Source organism: Nocardia sp. NPDC050413 (genome assembly GCF_040655475.1).
GTDB lineage: Bacteria > Actinomycetota > Actinomycetes > Mycobacteriales > Mycobacteriaceae > Nocardia > Nocardia coubleae.
On the sequence record NZ_JBFAJZ010000001.1, the window covers coordinates 353,521 to 371,586 of the forward strand.

Below are 18,066 nucleotides of genomic sequence, written 5' to 3' on the forward strand. Positions count from 1 at the left end.
CTCGATCAGTCCGTGGCCAGCTGGGTGCGCAGGGTGTCCAACCCCATGCCGCCCAGCTTCAGGGCCCGGGTGTGGAAGTGCTGCAGGTGGAATTCCGCGCCCGCGCGGCGCCGGGCGTCGTCGCGGGCCGCTAGCCAGGCTTGTTCGCCGAGTTTGTAGGCGGCGGCTTGGCCGGGCCAGCCCAGGTAGCGGTCGATCTCGTCGCGGGCCGTGACCGCGTCTTTGAGAGTTCTCGTCAGCAGGAATTCCCGGCCGAGGTCCGGGGTCCAGCGTTCGCCGTCGTGAAAACCGGTGCCCGGCGGTATCGGCAGGTCGAGGTGCATGCCGATATCGAGGACGACGCGGGCCGCGCGGAAGAGTTGCTCGGAGAGCATGCCGAACAGGGCACCGTCGTCGTCGAGAAAGCCGAGTTCGCGCATGAGACGCTCGGCGTAGAGCGCCCATCCTTCGCCGTGCCCGTCCACGAACGACATGAGTCGTTGAAACCTGTTGAGCGACTTTGCCTCCCGCACAGCCGTGGCGACCTGGAGGTGATGACCCGGCACACCCTCGTGGTAGACGGTGCTGATTTCCCGCCAGGTGCTGAACCGCTCCCGGCCCGCTTCCACCGACCACCACATACGGCCGGGCCTGCCGAAATCCTCGCTCGGGCCGAGGTAGTAGGCGCCGACTCCGCCACCCGGCGGTGCGATGCGGCACTCCAGTGCCATCAGCTCGTCCGGAATCTCGAAGTGTACGGCGCGCAACGCGTTCAGTGCTCGATCGGATGTTTCCTGCAGCCAGTTCGCCAGGGCGTCGTGCCCGTGCAGGTGGTACCGGGGGTCGGCGTCGAGGACCGCGGCGGCTTCGGCGAGGGAGGCGCCCGGTGCGATCCGGCCGGCCACGGTCGTCATCTCGTCATGGATACGCCCGAATTCCGCCCATCCCCAGGTGTATGCCGCATGCGGGTCGATCTCGGCCCCGGTGAAGTACCGCGACCACAGCCGGTAGGTATCCGCACCCACCGCGTCGGCACGAGGAGCGTGTGGCGCGAGCTCGGTCCGCAGGAACCCGGCGAACTCGCTCAAAGCTTGGTCGGCGGCCGCGGCGACACCGGACAGATCCGGGGCACCCGGCACGTGGGCGGCGGGCGCGGCGAAGGCGGTGAAGAACCCGGCTGCCCACGTCTCGACCTGTCCGGCCGTGCCGAGGACCTGCCGCAGCGCCGCGCCACGGCCCCGCTGCTGTGCGGTGAGCAGGGAATCACGCAGTCCCGCGATACTGCCCGGAACGGCGGCGAGGCGATCACCGATCACCGCCCAGTCCTCGGCGGTTTCGTCGGCCATCACGTCGAACGCCATGCGCAGGTCCTGGACCGGCGAGGCGATGACATTCAGGGCGCCGAGCCGCAGACCCGCATCGTGCAGCTCGACCTCGAGGCCGATGCGTTCGGCGAACACCGCCGCTGCCACCCGCTCATCGTCGGCGGGCGTGGTGGCGGCGATGGTATGTGCGGCTCGGCGGGCGAGTTCGGCACGGGCTTCGTATCCGGCGGGGGAGTAGTCGGTGAGCCGATCGTCGTGGCCGGTGATGCCGAGCAGGGTCGCCGTCACCGGGTCCGCGGCGGCGAAATCGTCGACATACCGGTCGCAGATCCGGTGCACCCCGGAATCGGTGCGCACGCCGTCAGCTGTCGGCGGAACGGTTGCCGAGCGCCTCGCGCAGATCGGCGTTGATCCGATGGGCCTCGGCGAGCTGGTCTTCGAGAATCACGATGCGACAGGACGATTCGAGGGTGTTGCCGGCGTCGACGAGTTCGCGTACACGCGCGGCGATGCGCAGCTGATACCGGGAGTAGCGGCGATGACCGCCCGCGGAGCGCTGCGGAGTCAGCAGTTCCGCGGCGTCGAGGGCGCGCAGGAACGCCTGGGTGACGCCGAGGATTTCGGCGGCGCGACCCATGCTGTAGGCGGGGTAGTCGTCGTCTTCGAGTCGGTCGGCGGCACTGATGCCGTCGTCGGTGTTCACGTGCTGCACTGCGCCTCTCGGTCAACGCTGGCAGGCCCGGCGCGCTGGGCGCCGGGCCTGGGATCTACAAACGAGGGATTGACTTCACATTCACTCCGCACCCCGACACTTTCCGGGACGCGGGACTGGTAAGTGACTGCTCAGTGACCACCACCTCCTGTGACTGCCGGTTATGTCGAAGCTCGTGTACATCAGCGACTGTACAACTGCTCTCGCAAAATGTCTACAGTCATCACTGCAGATTTCTTCGACCGGCGACAGGTCAGTTCAAGATCGGCATCGGCGCGGTCTCGGGGAAGGTGACCGGCAGCGCCGTCAGTGCCCGGTGGAAGGGGCCCGGACGCCACGTCAGCTCCGATTCGGGCACCGCGAGTTTCATCTCGGGCAGAGCGTCGAGCAGTTGATCGATGGCCTCCTGGACGATCAGATAGGCGGGGGATTTGGCCGGGCAGCCGTGCGGGCCGGTACTCCACGCGAGGTGGGCGCGATTGTCGAGGAACTCGCCGGTGCCGATGGCCGGATCGGTGTTGCAGGCCGCCATGCTGATGAGCACCGGCTGATGCGCGGGCAGCCACACACCCTCGACCAGGATCGGCTGACGCGGATAGGTGATGCAGTGGTTCGCCATCGGCGGATCGGTGTAGAGCACCTCGTCGAGCGCGTCGCGCGTCGACAGGCTGCCGCCGAGGATGCTGCCCGCGAAGCGCTGATCGGTGAGGATCAGTCGCACCGTGTTGAGGATCAGGTTCAACATCGGTTCGATACCCGCGCCGTACATGGTGAGCAGCTGGTTCATCAGCTCCTCGTCGTTGAGCCGGGCGGGGTGCTGCACCAGCCGGGTGGTGACGTCGTCACCGGGATCGAGCTGTTTGTGCCGGATCTGTTCGTACAGCGCGTCCTCGAGCATCTGGCCGCCCTGCGCCGCGCTCGCGCCGCCCTCGAAGATCGCCGCCATACCCGCGGCCGCTCGGGCGCCGATGTCCTCGGGGACACCGAGCATCGAGTTCAGCGCCGCGAAGGCGAGCGGGAAGGCGTACTGACTCAGCAGTTCCGCACTGCCGTCGGCGCAGAAGGTGTTGATCAGGGGGATCGCGAACTGCTCGACGGTGCGCTGCAACCGGTACAGGTCGACCCCGGCCAGGCTGGCGACGGTGGCCTGCCGGTAGCGGGCGTGCTCGGCCCCTGCGGTGCGCAGGGCGTTGGGGCGGTAGCACATCATCGGCAGCACCGGGCAGTCGTCGGGCACGGTGCGTTCCCACATGCGGGCATCGGCGGGGAAGTGGTCGGGATCGTTGAGGATCTGGACGGCGGTGCGATAGCCGATCACCAGGGTGGCGGGCACGCCGGGCACCAGATCGACCGGGACCAGCGAGCCGAAGCGGCGCCGCATCTCGCGGTAGGTGCTCTGCGGGTCGGCGGCGAACTCCTCCGAGTACAACGCCACCCTGGCCTGCCCGCTGTTCGAGTCGGGGGAGATCGGGGTGGGGCCGAAGGAGGTCTCGAGCGTCACAGCGACGTCTCCGCTCGACGGAACTCGTCACGCCGGGGCGCGGCACCCAGCTCGCGGCCGACCCGTTCGGCCAGATCGTTCATCCGGTGCGCGACGAGTCCGAGATCGACATCGGCCGTGGTCGCGACACCGAGCAGGGTGCCCGCCCCGGCGGCGGTGATCAGAATCATCCCCTCGTCGTACTCGGTCATGTTCTGGCGCACCGTATTCGCGAAACCGCCGCAGAACTCGCCGAGCGCCTTGCCTAGCGAGCGCAACCCGGAGGCCGCGGCGGCGAACCGCTCGGCCTCGTCCTTGCTGATACCGGGCGAGTGGGCCACCCGTAGACCGTCATCGGATAAGAGGACCGCGAACCGCACGCCGTCGAGCTCCAGATCGTCCAACAGCCAAGCCAGGCGGTTGGTGCTGTCGGTGAGGGAAGTGCTCATCAGCTGTCCTGTCCGTCGATGGAACGTTCGGCCGCGGCGCGGCCGTGCCGGGATCCGCTGTGCCAGGCGGTGACCAGTTCCGGTCTGCCGGGCGATTCCGCGCCCGTGGCACCGCCGGTGGCGGGGGCAACGACTCGTCGCGTGCGTTTGGGTAAACCACCGGGGGTCGTGTCGGGTGCCGTGTGTTCGGGTGGGGCCGCCACAGCCACCGCCTCGACTTCCCGTGGCTCGGAAACATCTTCTCGCACAACGGGTTCCGGTGGCACATCGGCCTGCTCTAGCTCGTTCGAGCGGGCGTCGGACTTGTCGACGAGCAGCGCGGAGGGGATGAAGACCATCGCGCGGGTACCGCCGTAGACATTGGGACCGTCGACGTAGGCCGCGAAGCCGTAGCGGCGGGCCAGTGCCGCCACACCGGGAAAGCCGATCTTCGGTGACGGCCCGAGTGCGTTGATATCGATCACGCGCTCGCCCGACAGGATCTGGCGCGCCTCCTCCATCTGCTCCTGGCTCATCCGCACGCCCGCGTCGTCGATGATCAGGGTGACGCCGTGGTGTCCCTGCTGGAAGGCGACATCGACGAACGACGAAGGCGGCGAGTAGCGCAGGGCGTTGTCGAGCAAGGTGGCCACGGTGTGCACCAGCGGCTCGACGGCGCGGCTGATGACCACCCGGTCGCAATGTCCCGCCCGCACCCGCAGGTAATCGCGTACCCGGCTGGTCGCGCCCGCGACCACGTCGTCGACGGTCTGCTGCGGCCAGCGCCTGCCGGGCAGGCCGCCGGAGACGAGCACATACGACTGCGCCTGCCGGATCATCTGCTGCACGGTGTGGTCGATGCGGCTCAGGGTGCCGTACACCTCGTCGTTGCGGTTCTCGCGCAACGCGTTGCTGACCACCTGGCCCACGTCGGCGCCCAGGCTCACCACGGTGGTGCCGAAGGCGCGCACCGCGTTGCCCGTCGCGGCACGGGCTTCGGCGGCGACCTGCGCGCGGGTCTCCGCGCGGACGGCCTCCACCCGGTCGTCGGCGCGCTCCTGCGCCTCGTGTTCCACGGCGAGGCGGGTTTCCTCGCGCACCAGGGCGAGATCGTCGGCGTGCTCGGCCGCGATCCGGGCGATCTTGTGCGCGAACGGCGAGTCCCGCAGCTGGGCGGGGACCTCGGCGGTGACGTCGGGTTCGTCGTTGCGGCGGATGGCTTCGGTGATCCTCGGCAGGGTTGCCTCGATCAGGCGCGTCATCGCCTCGTCGTGCGCGTAGAGCTCGCGTTCGGCCGAGGACAGCCGGGCACGGACGTGACGCTCGTTGCGCAGTGCGACCAGAGCCACCGCGACAGCGCCGAGCAACACCAATGTTGCGATACCGAACAAGAACACCGCGATTGTCGGGGTCATCGGTTCCTTTGTCGTCTCACCGGCCGAAGAGCCTGGTGGCCGGAACCTCGCCGGTCCCTCCGGCGAGACTGTTGCCGGCGGTGCAACCGTGCGAGTGCGGCCTGTCCCCGTCCCGCTGTGCTGCGCTTCCGGCGAATCCGCACACACCTTATCAGTGCGTATTTCGCGGTCGGAAAGTGTTGGTACCGAAAGTGATTCGTCCCTATTCCGCATCCGGTGACGGCGTGCCAAGATATATGTGACACGAAGTTCCATCTACACTTGAATGGAACCGCCGGTACCACTAAACTGAACAGTGGAACCACCGCTAGGAGACACCGATGACGTTGTCCACTTACCACGATATTCTGCAGGGCTTGTCCGAGGGATCGGTGAGCAAACACTTCGACCCCTATGTCGACATCGATTGGGACGCACCGGAAATGGCGGTGCATTCCGACGACCCTCGCTGGATCATGCCCACCGAGGACCCGTTGGGTCGCCACCCCTGGTACCGGGCTCAGCCCGTGGAACGCCAGATCGCCATGGGTATGTGGCGGCAGGCGGGCATCGCCAAGGTCGGTATCGACTTCGAACAGCTACTCATCCGTGGCCTGATGCAGTACCTGATCTCGGTGCCCAACGGTGATCCGGAATTCCGGTACGTCACGCACGAGGCTGCCGAAGAGTGCAACCACACGATGATGTTCCAGGAGATGATCAACCGCATCGGCTACCGCGATGTGATCGGCATGGGCCCGATCGACCGCAAGCTGACGATGATCATCTGGCCCGCGGTGAAGTATTTCCCCGAGTTGTTCTTCACCCTGGTGCTCGGTGGTGAGGAGCCGATCGATCACCTGCAGAAGTCGTTGCTGCGCGGCGGTTTCGACCTGCATCCGATGGTGCACCGGGTGATGCAGATCCATGTCGCGGAGGAAGCCCGCCACATCTCCTTCGCGCACGAGTACCTGCGCAAGAACGTGCCGGCGATGCACCCGGCCACTCGGTCGCTGCTCTCGGTGCTGTTCCCCGTCGTGATGCGGGTGATGCTGTCGATGATCGCCACCCCGCCGAAGGAATTCGTGGACAAGTTCCATATTCCGGGCGAGGTGATGCGCGAGGCCTACTGGGGTAGCACCGAATCCCGGCACACCAAGCGTGACGTGTTCACCGACGTGCGCGCCCTGGCCACCGACATCGGCCTGATGAACCCCGTAGCCAAGCTGGTGTGGCGGGCGCTTGGCATCGACGGCCCCGTCTCGCGCTACCGCAGCGAACCGGCCCGCCGGGTCACCGCGTGATCCCGGAGAGCTGGGCGGCCCCCACCGAGGTGCGGCTGCCCGACGCCGATCCGTTCTATGTGCCACGCGACGGATTCGACAGATCGGCGCCGGGCACGCTGTTGCGCTGGCGCCCGGTGGAATTGGCGGCGTTCGGGCTGATTCCCCTGCGGGCCCGGGCCTGGCAGCTGCTGTATCGCAGCAACGATCTCAACGGCGTACCCGAGGCCGCCGTCACCACGGTGATCGCTCCGGCCGACGGTGTCGCCGAGGGTGCGCCACTCGTCTCGTTCCAGTCCGCGATCGACGCCATCGCGCCGCGCGCCTTCCCGTCCTACTCGCTGCGCCGCGGCTCACGGGCGATCGGCACCTGTGCCCACATCGAACTGCTGCTCTTCGCCGACGCGTTGTCCAGGGGCTGGGCGGTATCGGTGCCCGATCACGAGGGCATGCTCGGTGCGTGGGGTGCGCCACGGGAACCGGGCTACCGCGCCCTCGACGGCATTCGCGCGGCACTCGCCTTCGAACCGGGCGGCCTCGCGCCCGACGCCCAAGTGGGCTTGTGGGGCTACTCGGGAGGCGGCCTCGCCTCGGCGTGGGCCGCCGAGATGGCGCCGACCTACGCGCCCGAGCTCGATATCGCCGGCGCGGTGCTCGGCTCACCGGTCGGTGACCTCGTCTCCACCTTCCACCGGCTCAACGGCGGCCTGCACGCGGGCTTGCCGACCCTGGTGGTCGCGGCGCTGCGCCGGGTGTATCCGGCGTTCGCCGAACTGGTCGACACCCATTTCTCCGACGAGGGCCGTGCGGTGCTCGACAAGGCGGCCGAGTCGACGACGGTGGGTGCGGTGTTGCGGCTGGCCAGGTACAGCGTCGACCGCCACTCCGGTGCGCCCATGACCGAATTGCTGGCCCTCGAGGCGATGCTCGAGATGTTCGCCGACCTCACCCTCGGCGACCGAGCCCCGGCGGCGCCGCTGCTGGTGACCCAAGCGGTGCACGACCAGATCATCGCGGTCGACGACATCGACGCGCTCGTGCAGCGCTACCGGGCCAACGGCGCGCACGTGACCTACCTGCGCGACCGGCTCAGCGAGCACCTGAGCCTGCTGGCAGGCTCGGCCCCGCTGAGCCTGAACTGGCTGGCCGACCGCTTCGCCGGGCTGCCGGTGACACCCTCGCAGACCAGGACCGTGCTCAGTGTCCTCGGTCTGCCCGCGGGCCGCCACGGTCTCGCCGACCTGGCCAGGGCTGTGGTGCGAGTCCTGTTCGCGCGCCCGATCACCAAATCGGTGACCGGGCGCGAGCTCGCGAACCCGGCGAAGCGGGACCAGCGCGCCGCCTGACCGAACCCTAAACTTACTCACTGGTAAGATACTCGCCCGTAGGGACTGCCGACGGCAGCCGGTGAGATAAGGGGTTATCGGTGGGGATTGTGACCGATGTACCGCGCGCGGTACGGAATGTGTGGGCCGTCTCGTTCGGCGGTGGGCTCGAATCCGGCGAGCCCACCCCGTCGACCACGGTGTACGAGCGACCGCACCGCCATCTGAAGCGGTACGAGGCCGCCGGCCACGCCGGGGGAAACCCGGTGCTGCTGGTGCCGCCGCTGGCGGTGACCCCTGCGTGCTTCGATCTGCGTCCCGGTCAGAGCCTGGTTCGCCACCTGATCGAGCAGGGGCGACAGCCGTACGTGATCGATTACGGCCAATTCGGTTACGCCGACCGGAATCTCGGCCTCGAGGATTGGATCGACGACATCCTGCCCGAGGCCATCGCGTGGGTCGCCGCCGAACACGACCGGCCGGTCGACCTCATCGGCTGGTCGCTGGGCGGGGTGTTCGCCCTGCTCACCGCCGCCGCCGACGCCGGCCTGCCGATCGCGTCCATCACCGCGCTCGCGGCCCCCATCGACCAGCGCCGCACCCCGCTGCTGGCGCCGATGCGCCTGGCCGCCAAGATCACCGGTGGCAAGGAGATGGCCCTGGCCACCCGGATCATGGGTGGTATCCCGCAGGAATTCGTGCGTCTCGGCTTCCGGTTGCAGGCACTGGACCGCGAGATCACCAAGCCCGCCTACCTGATCCGCAACGCGCTCGACACCGAGGCGCTGGCTCGGTTCGAGGCGACCGAGCGGTTCATGGCCTCGATGCCCGGTTACCCGGGGCGTTCCTACTGGCAGATCCACCGCAGCCTGGTGCTGCGCAACGAACTCGCCGAGGGCTATATCCGGCTGCGCTCGGATCTGGTGATCGAACTGGCCAAGGTCACCTGCCCCGTGCTGCTGCTCGGCAGCCGCGGCGACGCGGTGGTGCCCGCCTCCTCGGTGCGCCGCGGCCTGGACGTGCTGCCGAACGCCGAGGTGGAATTCGTCGAGGTGCGCGGCGGTCACCTGGGATTGCTCGCCAGTGCGACCGCCGCGCAGATCACCTGGCCGGCGATCGACGAGTTCCTCAGCCGCTGACCACCTGCGCCGAACCGTGCTCGGTGCGCAGTGCGTGCTTGACCACCTTGCCGCCCGCATTGCGCGGCAGCTCCTCGACCACCACCAGCGCCTTGGGGTGCTTGTAGCGCGCCAGGTGGGTGTCGAGGTGCTCGGCGAGGTCGGTCAGGGTGATGTCGGCGCCGTCCTCGGTGACCACGACGGCGACGGGCACCTCGCCCCACTTGTCGTCGGCTCGGCCGATCACCGCCGCCTCCCGGATGCGGGGATGGGCGAACAGCACGTTCTCCACTTCGGCGCAGTAGATGTTCTCGCCGCCGGAGATGATCATGTCCTTCTTGCGGTCGACGACGTAGACGAAGCCCTCCTCGTCGCGGCGCACCAGATCGCCCGAGTGGAACCAACCGCCGGCGAACGCGTCGGCGGTGGCCCGCGGGTTGTTCCAGTACTCGCGCATCAAGGTCGGTCCGCGGTAGACGATTTCGCCCACCTCGCCGGGGCCGACATCGTTCATCTCGTCGTCGACGATGCGGGTGGCGATGGTCGGGATCGGCTTGCCGACCGAACCGAGTTTGCGGATCGCGTCCTCACCGTCGAGCACGCAGGTGATCGGAGACATCTCCGTCTGCCCGAACACCGCGACGTTCAATGCGTTCGGGAAGGTCTCGGCCATCGCGCGCAGCACGGTGTCGGAGGCGGGGGCGGCGCCCCAACTGATCACGCGCAAACGCAGATCCCGCCGCGCCACGGTGGGATCGGCGCACACGATCTGCCACTGCGCGGGCACGAGGAACACCGAGGTGGCCCGTTCGCGCTCCCAGGCGTCGAGCACCTCGGTGGCGTCGAAGGCCTTGAGCGGGTGGATCACGGTGAGCGCGCCGAGCACGAAACACGCGGCGACACTGCCCAATCCGGCGATATGGAACAGCGGTGAGGCGCAGAAGGCGATGTCGTCGGCGCGGTACTGCATGGCCCGGATACAGGTGAGGGCCTGGGAGTTCATGTTCAGGTGCGTGAGCACCGCGCCCTTGGGATTGCCGGTGGTGCCCGAGGTGTACATGATCAGCGCGGCACTGTCTTCGGGGACATCGAGCGGCTCGTGCGGGTCGCCCTGTTCGGCGAGCAGGTCGTCGTAGCCGAGGACGCCGTCACCGGTGGTGCCGCCGACCACGATCCGGGTGGCCAGCGCGTCGGTCTGCGCGGCGACGGCCCCGACCAGCGGCGCGAGGACTGCGTCGGTGATGATCGTGCGCGCACCGCTGTCGGTGACCTGGTAGACGATCTCGGGCGGGGTGAGCCGGAAGTTCACCGGCACCGCGATGGCGCCGAGGGTGTTGATCGCGAACACCGACTCGATGTACTCGGCGTTGTTGAGCATCAGGATCATCACCCGGTCGCCCTCGCCGACACCTCGGCGCGCGAGCGCGTCGGCCAGGCGTTGTACGCGGTCGTGCAGTTCGCCCCAGGTGGTCGTCTTGCCGAGGAACCGCAGCGCGGGCGAATCGGGAATCGTGGTGGCGTGGATCGCGATCTGGTTCATCCAGTGATTGCGTCGCGAGCGCATCGGTTCGGTAGCGGTTGACATCTCGTCTCCTGCGGAACGCCGGACTCAGGCCGGATCGGTGATGGGGTGGACGGCGCCGTCGAACCGTGGCGCCCGGCGGGTGAGCATCGCGGTCATTCCCTCGAGGAAATCGGCGGAGGTGAGCAGCTCGGACTGGCCGGTCTTCTCCCTGGCCAGGGCGGCATCCAGCCCGGCGAGGGTGGCCGCGTTGAGCGCGGCCTTGGTGAGTTGCAGCGCCCGGCGCGGTCCCGCGGCGAGCTTGGCGGCGACGGTTTCGACGTGTGCGCCGAGCTCTTCCGACGGAATCGCGCGGGTGATGAGGCCCGCGGCGGCGGCCTCGGTCGCGGGCAACCGGGCGCCGAGCAAGGCGAATTCGGCGGCGCGGGCGCGGCCCATGGACGCCGCGACCACGGCTGTCGCGCCGCCGTCGGGCATCAGCCCGATGGAGGTGAACGGCAGCAGCAGGTAGGCGTTCTCGGCGGCGTAGATGAGGTCTGCAGCCAAGGCGATGGATGTGCCGACACCGGCAGCGGGGCCGTTGACCTGCGCGATCACCGGCAGCGGCGAATCGACGATGGCCCGGATAAGGTCGTTGGCGCGATCCATCACCACCTCCGGGGACGCCTCGTTGCCACCCGCCGCGCTGGCCGCGGCCAGATCGGCACCGGTGCAGAAGGCAGCCCCCGCCCCCGTCAGCACGATGACCCGCACCGACGGCGTCGTCGCGGCCGCGGTGACCAGGTCGCACAGCTCGGTCATGGTCACCAGATCGATGGCGTTCATCCGCGCCTGACGGTCGATCGTGATCCGCAGGACGCCGTGTTCCTCGGTGCTGAGAACGCTCGCGCTCATCGGGCCACCGCCTCGACGATCGAGCCGGCCAGGCGGTCCGCGATCAGTTGCTCGGCCTCGCGCACCATCCGGTCGATCAGGTCGGCGCAGGTGGGGATGTCGTGGATGAGGCCCTGACATTGGCCGACGCTCCAGATGCCCGCGTCGAGGTCGCCGTCCTCGTAGACCTTGCGCCCGCGCGCACCGGCGACCAGGTCACGCACATCGGCGAACGTGCCGCCCCCACGCTCGATCTCGACCACCTGGCGGCTGACGGCGTTGTCGGCCACCCGGGCGGTGTTGTGCATGGTGCGGAAGATCAGCTTCGTGTCGAGCTCGGTGTTGGCCACGATCTTCTCCTTCACGGCGTGCGCGATCGGTGACTCCACGGTGCACAGGAACCTCGTGCCCATGTTCACCCCGTCGGCGCCGAGCGCCATGGCCGCGACCAGGCCGCGCGCGTCGGCGATCCCGCCGGAGGCGATCATCGGGATCTCGAGCTCACGCGCCGCGGCCGGGATGAGGACCAGGCCCGGGGTGTCGTTCTCGCCGGGGTGCCCGGCGCATTCGAAGCCGTCGATGCTCACACCGTCGACACCGACCTGCTGCGCCTTGAGGGCGTGCTTGACGCTGGTGCACTTGTGCAGCACCTTGATGCCCGCGTCCTTGAGGAACGGCAGGTGGGTGGCCGGATTTCCGCCGGCGATCTCGACGATCTTCACCCCGCCGTCGATGATCGCCTGCCGGTACTCCTCGTAGGGCGGCGGCGTAATGGACGGCAGGATCGTCAGGTTCACCCCGAACGGCTTGTCGGTGAGATCCCTGGTGCGGGCGATCTCTTCGCGCAGTGCCTGCGGCGTGGGCTGGGTGAGGCCGGTGATGATGCCGAGACCACCCGCTTCGGACACGGCGGCGGCGAGTTCGGCGCGGCCGACCCACATCATCCCGCCCTGCACGATCGGGTGCTCGACACCGAATGCCTCGGTGAATCGGGTGCGCAGCATCGCGCTCTCCCTCCGGATTCAGACGTTCCCGCCGGTCGCGGGCAGAACCAGGACGGCTCTGGGCAACCGGACAGAATCATGATTAACTTAGCGAGAATTGTGATTAACTTAATGGCGGCCGACGCGGCCTGTCAACACCTCGTGCGGCGAGTTGCCCGCCCAGTGGAACCGCGCACCGCCACACCGCGAACGAGTGACCTGAAGGAAGGTCGACAATGACCGAAACCCCCACCGCAACACCGATTTCTGCGACAATGATCGCCACCGCGAATCCGGCCACCGGCGAGCCCGTCGGCAGCTGGCCGGTCGACGACGCCGAGCGGGTGTCGGCCGTCGTCGCGCAGGCTCGCGTGGCCGCACAGTCATGGCGCGAACTCGGGTTCACCGAGCGGAAGCGGGCGTTACAACGCTGGGCGTCCCAGCTGGTGCTGCGCGCCGACGAGTTCTGTGCGCTGATCCACGCGGAGAACGGCAAACCGCTCGACGACGCCTATCTCGAGATCATCACCGCGGTCGAACATCTGAACTGGGCCGCCGAAAACGCGCAGCGGGTACTGAAGCCCAAGAAGGTCTGGCCGGGGCTGATGATGGCCAACCACGAGGCGGTGATCGAGCAGCGTCCGCACGGTGTGGTCGGTGTGATCGGCCCGTGGAACTACCCGGTGTACACCCCGAACGGGTCCATCGCCTACGCCCTGGCCGCAGGCAACACCGTCGTGTTCAAGCCGAGCGAACTCACCACCGGCATCGGGCACTGGTATGTGAACGCCTTCGCCGAGGCCAATCCCGGCCTGCCCGAGGGGATCCTGAGTGTGGTGACCGGGCCGGGGGAGACCGGCCGTGCGCTGGTGGAGTCCGGTGTCGACATGATCGCCTTCACCGGCTCGACCGCCACCGGCAAGCGGATCATGGCAGCTGCCGCCGAGCGGCTCACCCCGGTCGTGCTGGAATGCGGTGGCAAGGACGCGGCCATCGTCGCCGAGGACGCCGACGTGGCCGCGGCCGCCGACGCGATCGTGTGGTCGGCGATGGCCAACTCCGGGCAGACCTGTGTCGGCACCGAACGCTGCTACGTGGTCGCCTCGGTGTACGAGGAGTTCCTCGCCGAACTGACCAAGCGGGTGCGCGAGCTGGTACCGGGCTCCGACGGCGACGCCGCCTACGGGCCGATGACGTTGCCCGCCCAGGTCGACGTGGTCGCCGAGCATGTCGACGCCGCCCTCGCCGACGGCGCGACCGCCCTGGTCGGTGGCGCCGACTCGATCGAGGCGCCGTTCGTCCGCCCGATCGTGCTCGTCGACGTCCCGGAGAACTCCCTCGCGGTGCGCGAGGAGACCTTCGGCCCGACCCTGACGGTGCGCAAGGTCCAGGATGTGGCCGAGGCGATCCGCCTGGCCAACGACTCCCGCTACGGGCTCGCCTCGTCGGTGTTCTCCCGCAAACGCGGCATGGCCATCGCGCGCGAACTGCGGGCGGGCGCCACCTCGGTGAACAGCCCCGCCGCCTACGCCGCCATTCCCGCACTGCCGTTCGGCGGCGTGGGGGAGTCAGGGGTCGGCCGGATCCACGGTGCGGCCGGGCTGCTCGGCTTCACCCGCCCGCATTCGATCGCGCGGCAGCGCTTCGCGATTCCCGGCATGGCGTTGCAGTCGTTCGCCAGGACCGAATCGACCATCGCGATGGTCAGGAAACTCACCGTGCGCCGCTTCGGCCGCGCCAAGTAGACCCAGCAATCAGGAAGCAGAGGAACAGTATGGGCGTCGAATTCACCTCGGAACAGAAGGATTTCGCCGCGGCGGTCGCCGCGTTCGCCAAGCGCGAGGCGGGTACAAGGGCGCAGCGTGACGAGCTCACCGATCACGACAGAGAACAGCACAACCCGGCGGTCTACGCGAAGATGGCCGAGCTCGGGTGGCTGGGGCTGACGGTGCCCGAGGAGTACGGCGGGTCGGCGGCCTCGATGGTCGACATGTGCATCCTGCTCGAGGAGACCCACCGCGGCATGCTGCCGATCGGCGCGATCGGGCCGACCCTGATCACCGGCGGTGCCTACGCCAAGTTCGGTACCGACGCGCAGAAGGAGAACGTGCTGCGCGGCATCGTCCGCGGTGCGTCGCAGTCGATCTCGATGTCGGAACCCGAGGCGGGCTCGGACGTGGGCAACCTGTCGACCAAGGCGGTCAAGACCGCCGACGGCTGGCTGATCAACGGCCAGAAGACCTGGTGTTCCAACGCGCACATCTCCGAGAACATCCTGCTGGTGGCCCGCACTTCCAAGGAGGGCGGAAAGCACGAGGGACTCACCATGTTCCACGTGCCCGCGAACACCCCGGGGCTGCAGATCACCCCGATCGAGCTGATGGGCAACCAGAAGGAAACCAACGACCTGTACTTCACCGACTGCGTGCTCCCCGAGGACGCGGTGGTCGGCGAGGAGGGCAACGGTTGGCGTCAGCTCATGACCGGCCTGAACTTCGAGCGGCTGATCCTGGCCGCGATGAGTCTCGGTGCCGCCGAACGTGCCTTCGCCGACACTCTGGAGTTCGTCACCCAGCGCAAGCAGTTCGGCAGGCCGGTCGGCACCTTCCAGGCGCTGCGGCACCGGCTGGCCGATCTGGCCACCGAGATCGAGTGCACCAAGCTGCTGATCTACAGCGTGGCCCGCGAGGCCGACGCGAATCCGGACAAGATGCTGGCGCGTGAGGCCTCGATGGCCAAGCTCAAGGCCACCGAGACCGCCAAGCGGGTGGCGCTCGAGGGCATGCAGATGATGGGCGGCTACGGGTACGCGCGCGAGTTCGACATGGAAAAGCATGTGCGCGGCGCCCTGGTGTCGACCATCTTCGGTGGCACCAGCGAGATCCAGCGCGACATCATCGGGCGCACGCTGGGCCTGTGACCCGCGGGGTTCTCGCCGCCGCGACCGTTGGGGGGTGGCGGCGAGAACCCACGCGCTACCGTGGTCGGCATGGCCGAACGCATGGTTGTCATCGGCGCCGACGCGACAGGCATGTCGGCGGCCTCGCAGGCGCGCAGGCTGCGCGGCGCCGACGAACTCGAGATCGTGGTGTTCGAGAAGGGCAGACACGCCTCGTATTCCGCGTGCGGCATTCCGTACTGGGTCAGCGGTGACGTCGCCGAGGCCGACGACCTGATCGCCCGTTCACCCGAGGAACACCGTGCCCGCGCGATCGATCTGCGCATGCGCACCGAGGTGATCGAGCTCGATATCGCTGGGCGGCAAGTGCTCTCGCGTGACCTCGACACCGGCGACGAGGCCTGGACCGGCTACGACAAGCTGGTGCTCGCTACCGGCGCCACCCCGATCCGCCCGCCGCTGCCCGGCATCGACGCCGACGGTGTGTTCGGCGTGCAGACCCTCGACGACGGTGAGGACCTCATCGAGGCGCTGGTTTCGTCGTCGGGACGCGACGCCGTCGTCGTGGGGGCGGGCTACATCGGGGTCGAGATGGCCGAGGCACTCATCCGGCGCGGATTCCGGGTCACCATGGTGACCCGGGGTCCGGAGCCCATGTCGACACTCGATCCCGATATGGGCGCGCTGGTCCGAGAAGCCATGGTCGGCATGGGAATCCGATTGGTCACCGGCACCGAGGTGACCGGTATGCGTACCGATGCCGATGGGCACGTGCGTGCGGTGCTCACCGCCGACACCGAGTACCCGGCCGATGTGGTCGTCCTCGGTCTCGGCGTACGACCGGCCACCGACCTGGCCCGGCGCGCCGGTCTGCCGCTCGGTGAATCCGGCGGCCTTCTCACCGATCTCGCCCAGCGGGTGCGTGGTCACGACGACATCTGGGCGGGCGGCGACTGCGTGGAGGTACTCGATCTGGTCTCCGGTGAGCTGGTGCACATCGCGCTCGGCACCCACGCCAACAAACACGGCCAGGTGATCGGTACGGGCATCGGCGGCGGGTACGCCACCTTTCCCGGCGTGGTCGGCACCGCCGTCAGCAAGGTGTGCGATCTCGAGGTCGCCCGCACCGGTCTGCTCGAGGACGACGCCGAGCGAGCCGGCCTGCAGTTCCACACGGTCACCATCGAATCCACCGGGCGTGCGGGTTATTTCCCCGGCGCCGAACCGATGACGGTGAAGATGCTCGCCGAACGCCGCACGGGCAGGCTGCTCGGTGTGCAGATCGTCGGGCGCGAGGGCGCGGCCAAGCGCGTCGACATCGCGGCGGTCGCACTCACCGCCCGGATGACGGTGGAGCAGATGACCGCCCTGGACCTCGGCTACGCGCCGCCGTTCTCGCCGGTGTGGGATCCGGTGCTCGTCGCCGCCCGCGCGGCCACCCGTGCGGTGGCGCGCGGCGACTGAACGACTCAGCGGGGGAGCGGACGACCGAGGGTGACGGTCTGGAGCAGCCGGACCACGAGATCCTGCGGGCAGATCCCGTCGTCACCGAAGACGCGTCCGAGGTCGACCACCAGGCTGAACGCGGCGTGGACCAGGATCCTGGCCTCGCCGATCGACAGCTCCGGCCTGGCCTCGGCGACGAGTTTCGCCCACTCGGTGATGATGAGTTGCTGCAGGTGCCGCAAGGTCACCTGATCGGCCTGGTCGACATGGGTGAACTCGGCGTAGTAGACGAAGGTCAGCGCCCGTTCGTCGAAAGACCCGGCGACATAGAGATCGATGAGCGTGCCCAGCGCCTCGGCGGGTGTCCCGGCGGTGTTGATCGCCGTGGGAATCGCCGCCGACACCCGGTCGGCGGCACGCCGGAACGCCGCCGCGAGCAGGTCGCTCTTGCTGCGGTAGTAGCGGTACACCGCGGAGGCCGCCGAAAGATCGGCGGCCACGGCGATGTCTTCCATACTCACATTGGGGTAGCCACGCTCGTGGAACAGCTCGACCGCTTTGCGCAGCAGCAGTTCGTGTTTGAACGGTTGCGGCAGGTCGGGGCCCCGCCGGGCCGCCGCCGTGCTCGGCTCGCCGCGCAGATCGGCGTCGACCAGTGCCCAGCAGGTCGACTTCAACAGCTGGGCAAGGGTTTTGGCCGACAGGCTCGCGTGATGGTCGCCGATGCTGCTGACCACCGCGAACACCGACACCGCGCGCACGGCACGGTCGTGCCCGTCGAGTTCGGGGCGCACGTCACGGATCAGGCCACGCAGTGCGGCGATCGCGGTGACGAACTGCCCGGTGAACTCGGTGAAGTCGGCGGGCTCCAGATAGCGCCGCTCCCAGCGGGCCAGCGCCACGGTCGGCCGGTTGGTGACCGTGGCGGCGATGATCGCGTCGAAGACATGATCGAGACGTTCCCTCGGCGACCAGCCTTCGGCCTCCGGCGGCAGTTCGACCGCGCTGAGCGCCAGCCCCGACAGCCGGAGCAGCTCCTCCCGGAACAGCGCGTACTTGCTGGGGAAGTGGCGATAGAGAGCGGCGGAACTGATGTCGAGCCGACGGGCGATGTCGTCCATGCTCACGCCGTGGTAGCCGTGCGCACCGAAGGCCGCCGCGGACTCGGCCGCGATCTGTGCACGCCGGTTCTTCGGCCTGCGGCGGATCTGCCGTGCCGGGGCGGCGGGTTCGTCGATCTGCTTGCTCGTCATCTCGCTTGTCATGCTATCGCCTATCGGTACCCGGTCGGACCGGCCG

At 68.5% G+C, this 18,066-nt stretch carries 15 protein-coding genes; 6 read left to right on the forward strand and 9 right to left on the reverse strand.

Annotation, left to right across the window (positions count from 1 at the left end; translation table 11 throughout):
* Positions 1–5: 5 nt before the first annotated feature.
* From AB0I19_RS01720 to AB0I19_RS01740, 5 genes are all read right to left on the reverse strand, one after another.
* The gene (locus AB0I19_RS01720) at positions 6–1,661 is read right to left on the reverse strand and encodes a DUF885 domain-containing protein (protein WP_357143359.1); all 1,656 of its coding nucleotides are present in this window, start codon (positions 1,659–1,661) and stop codon (positions 6–8) included.
* A 4-nt stretch (positions 1,662–1,665) separates the two neighbouring features.
* Complete coding sequence (locus AB0I19_RS01725; RefSeq protein WP_357145061.1) at positions 1,666–1,941, reverse strand: MerR family transcriptional regulator; 276 nt, start codon at positions 1,939–1,941, stop codon at positions 1,666–1,668.
* A 328-nt stretch (positions 1,942–2,269) separates the two neighbouring features.
* Positions 2,270–3,484: a cytochrome P450 gene (locus tag AB0I19_RS01730; RefSeq protein WP_357145064.1), complete on the reverse strand. Its 1,215-nt coding sequence runs from the start codon at positions 3,482–3,484 to the stop codon at positions 2,270–2,272.
* Positions 3,485–3,513: 29 nt separating this feature from the next.
* Entirely contained in the window at positions 3,514–3,945 is a 432-nt protein-coding gene (locus AB0I19_RS01735; RefSeq protein ID WP_067488887.1) for a roadblock/LC7 domain-containing protein, read from the reverse strand.
* Complete coding sequence (locus AB0I19_RS01740; RefSeq protein ID WP_357143361.1) at positions 3,945–5,339, reverse strand: sensor histidine kinase; 1,395 nt, start codon at positions 5,337–5,339, stop codon at positions 3,945–3,947. The genes AB0I19_RS01735 and AB0I19_RS01740 overlap by 1 nt, the downstream gene beginning before the upstream one ends.
* Positions 5,340–5,659: 320 nt before the next feature.
* On the opposite strand from AB0I19_RS01740, the gene AB0I19_RS01745 reads away from it, so the two are divergent.
* The 3 genes from AB0I19_RS01745 to AB0I19_RS01755 all read left to right on the forward strand — a co-directional run bounded on the left by AB0I19_RS01745 (position 5,660) and on the right by AB0I19_RS01755 (position 9,065).
* Positions 5,660–6,622, forward strand: a complete 963-nt coding sequence (locus tag AB0I19_RS01745; RefSeq protein ID WP_357143363.1) for a diiron oxygenase — start codon at positions 5,660–5,662, stop codon at positions 6,620–6,622.
* The gene (locus tag AB0I19_RS01750; RefSeq protein ID WP_357143365.1) at positions 6,619–7,947 is read left to right on the forward strand and encodes a lipase family protein; all 1,329 of its coding nucleotides are present in this window, start codon (positions 6,619–6,621) and stop codon (positions 7,945–7,947) included. Before AB0I19_RS01745 ends, AB0I19_RS01750 begins: the two co-directional genes overlap by 4 nt.
* 80 nt (positions 7,948–8,027) lie before the next feature.
* A complete protein-coding gene (locus AB0I19_RS01755) occupies positions 8,028–9,065 on the forward strand; it encodes an alpha/beta fold hydrolase (protein WP_067488880.1) in 1,038 nt (345 codons plus the stop codon).
* On the opposite strand, the gene fadD5 is transcribed toward AB0I19_RS01755, so the two are convergent.
* The 3 genes from fadD5 to AB0I19_RS01770 are packed head-to-tail and all read right to left on the reverse strand — an operon-like array spanning position 9,055 to position 12,443.
* Positions 9,055–10,629: a fatty-acid--CoA ligase FadD5 gene (gene fadD5, locus AB0I19_RS01760; RefSeq protein ID WP_357143367.1), complete on the reverse strand. Its 1,575-nt coding sequence runs from the start codon at positions 10,627–10,629 to the stop codon at positions 9,055–9,057. The two genes, AB0I19_RS01755 and fadD5, sit on opposite strands and share 11 nt — an antisense overlap.
* 24 nt (positions 10,630–10,653) lie before the next feature.
* Positions 10,654–11,460 carry an enoyl-CoA hydratase gene (locus AB0I19_RS01765; RefSeq protein WP_357143369.1) on the reverse strand — a complete coding sequence of 269 codons (807 nt, stop codon included), beginning with the start codon at positions 11,458–11,460 and terminating at the stop codon, positions 10,654–10,656.
* The gene (locus AB0I19_RS01770; protein WP_357143371.1) at positions 11,457–12,443 is read right to left on the reverse strand and encodes a nitronate monooxygenase family protein; all 987 of its coding nucleotides are present in this window, start codon (positions 12,441–12,443) and stop codon (positions 11,457–11,459) included. The genes AB0I19_RS01765 and AB0I19_RS01770 overlap by 4 nt, the downstream gene beginning before the upstream one ends.
* A 215-nt stretch (positions 12,444–12,658) precedes the next feature.
* Between AB0I19_RS01770 and AB0I19_RS01775 the strand changes: the two genes are divergently transcribed.
* From AB0I19_RS01775 to AB0I19_RS01785, 3 genes are all read left to right on the forward strand, one after another.
* Positions 12,659–14,167 (forward strand): aldehyde dehydrogenase family protein, encoded by a 1,509-nt coding sequence (locus AB0I19_RS01775; RefSeq protein WP_357143373.1) that lies wholly within the window; start codon positions 12,659–12,661, stop codon positions 14,165–14,167.
* A 29-nt stretch (positions 14,168–14,196) separates the two neighbouring features.
* On the forward strand, positions 14,197–15,342 hold the full coding sequence (locus AB0I19_RS01780; protein WP_357143375.1) for an acyl-CoA dehydrogenase family protein: 1,146 nt from the start codon (positions 14,197–14,199) through the stop codon (positions 15,340–15,342).
* Positions 15,343–15,411: 69 nt separating this feature from the next.
* Positions 15,412–16,785: an FAD-dependent oxidoreductase gene (locus tag AB0I19_RS01785; protein ID WP_357143377.1), complete on the forward strand. Its 1,374-nt coding sequence runs from the start codon at positions 15,412–15,414 to the stop codon at positions 16,783–16,785.
* A 5-nt stretch (positions 16,786–16,790) separates the two neighbouring features.
* Here AB0I19_RS01785 and AB0I19_RS01790 read toward each other — a convergent pair whose 3' ends face one another.
* Complete coding sequence (locus tag AB0I19_RS01790) at positions 16,791–18,032, reverse strand: TetR/AcrR family transcriptional regulator (RefSeq protein ID WP_067639169.1); 1,242 nt, start codon at positions 18,030–18,032, stop codon at positions 16,791–16,793.
* Positions 18,033–18,066: the final 34 nt, after the last annotated feature.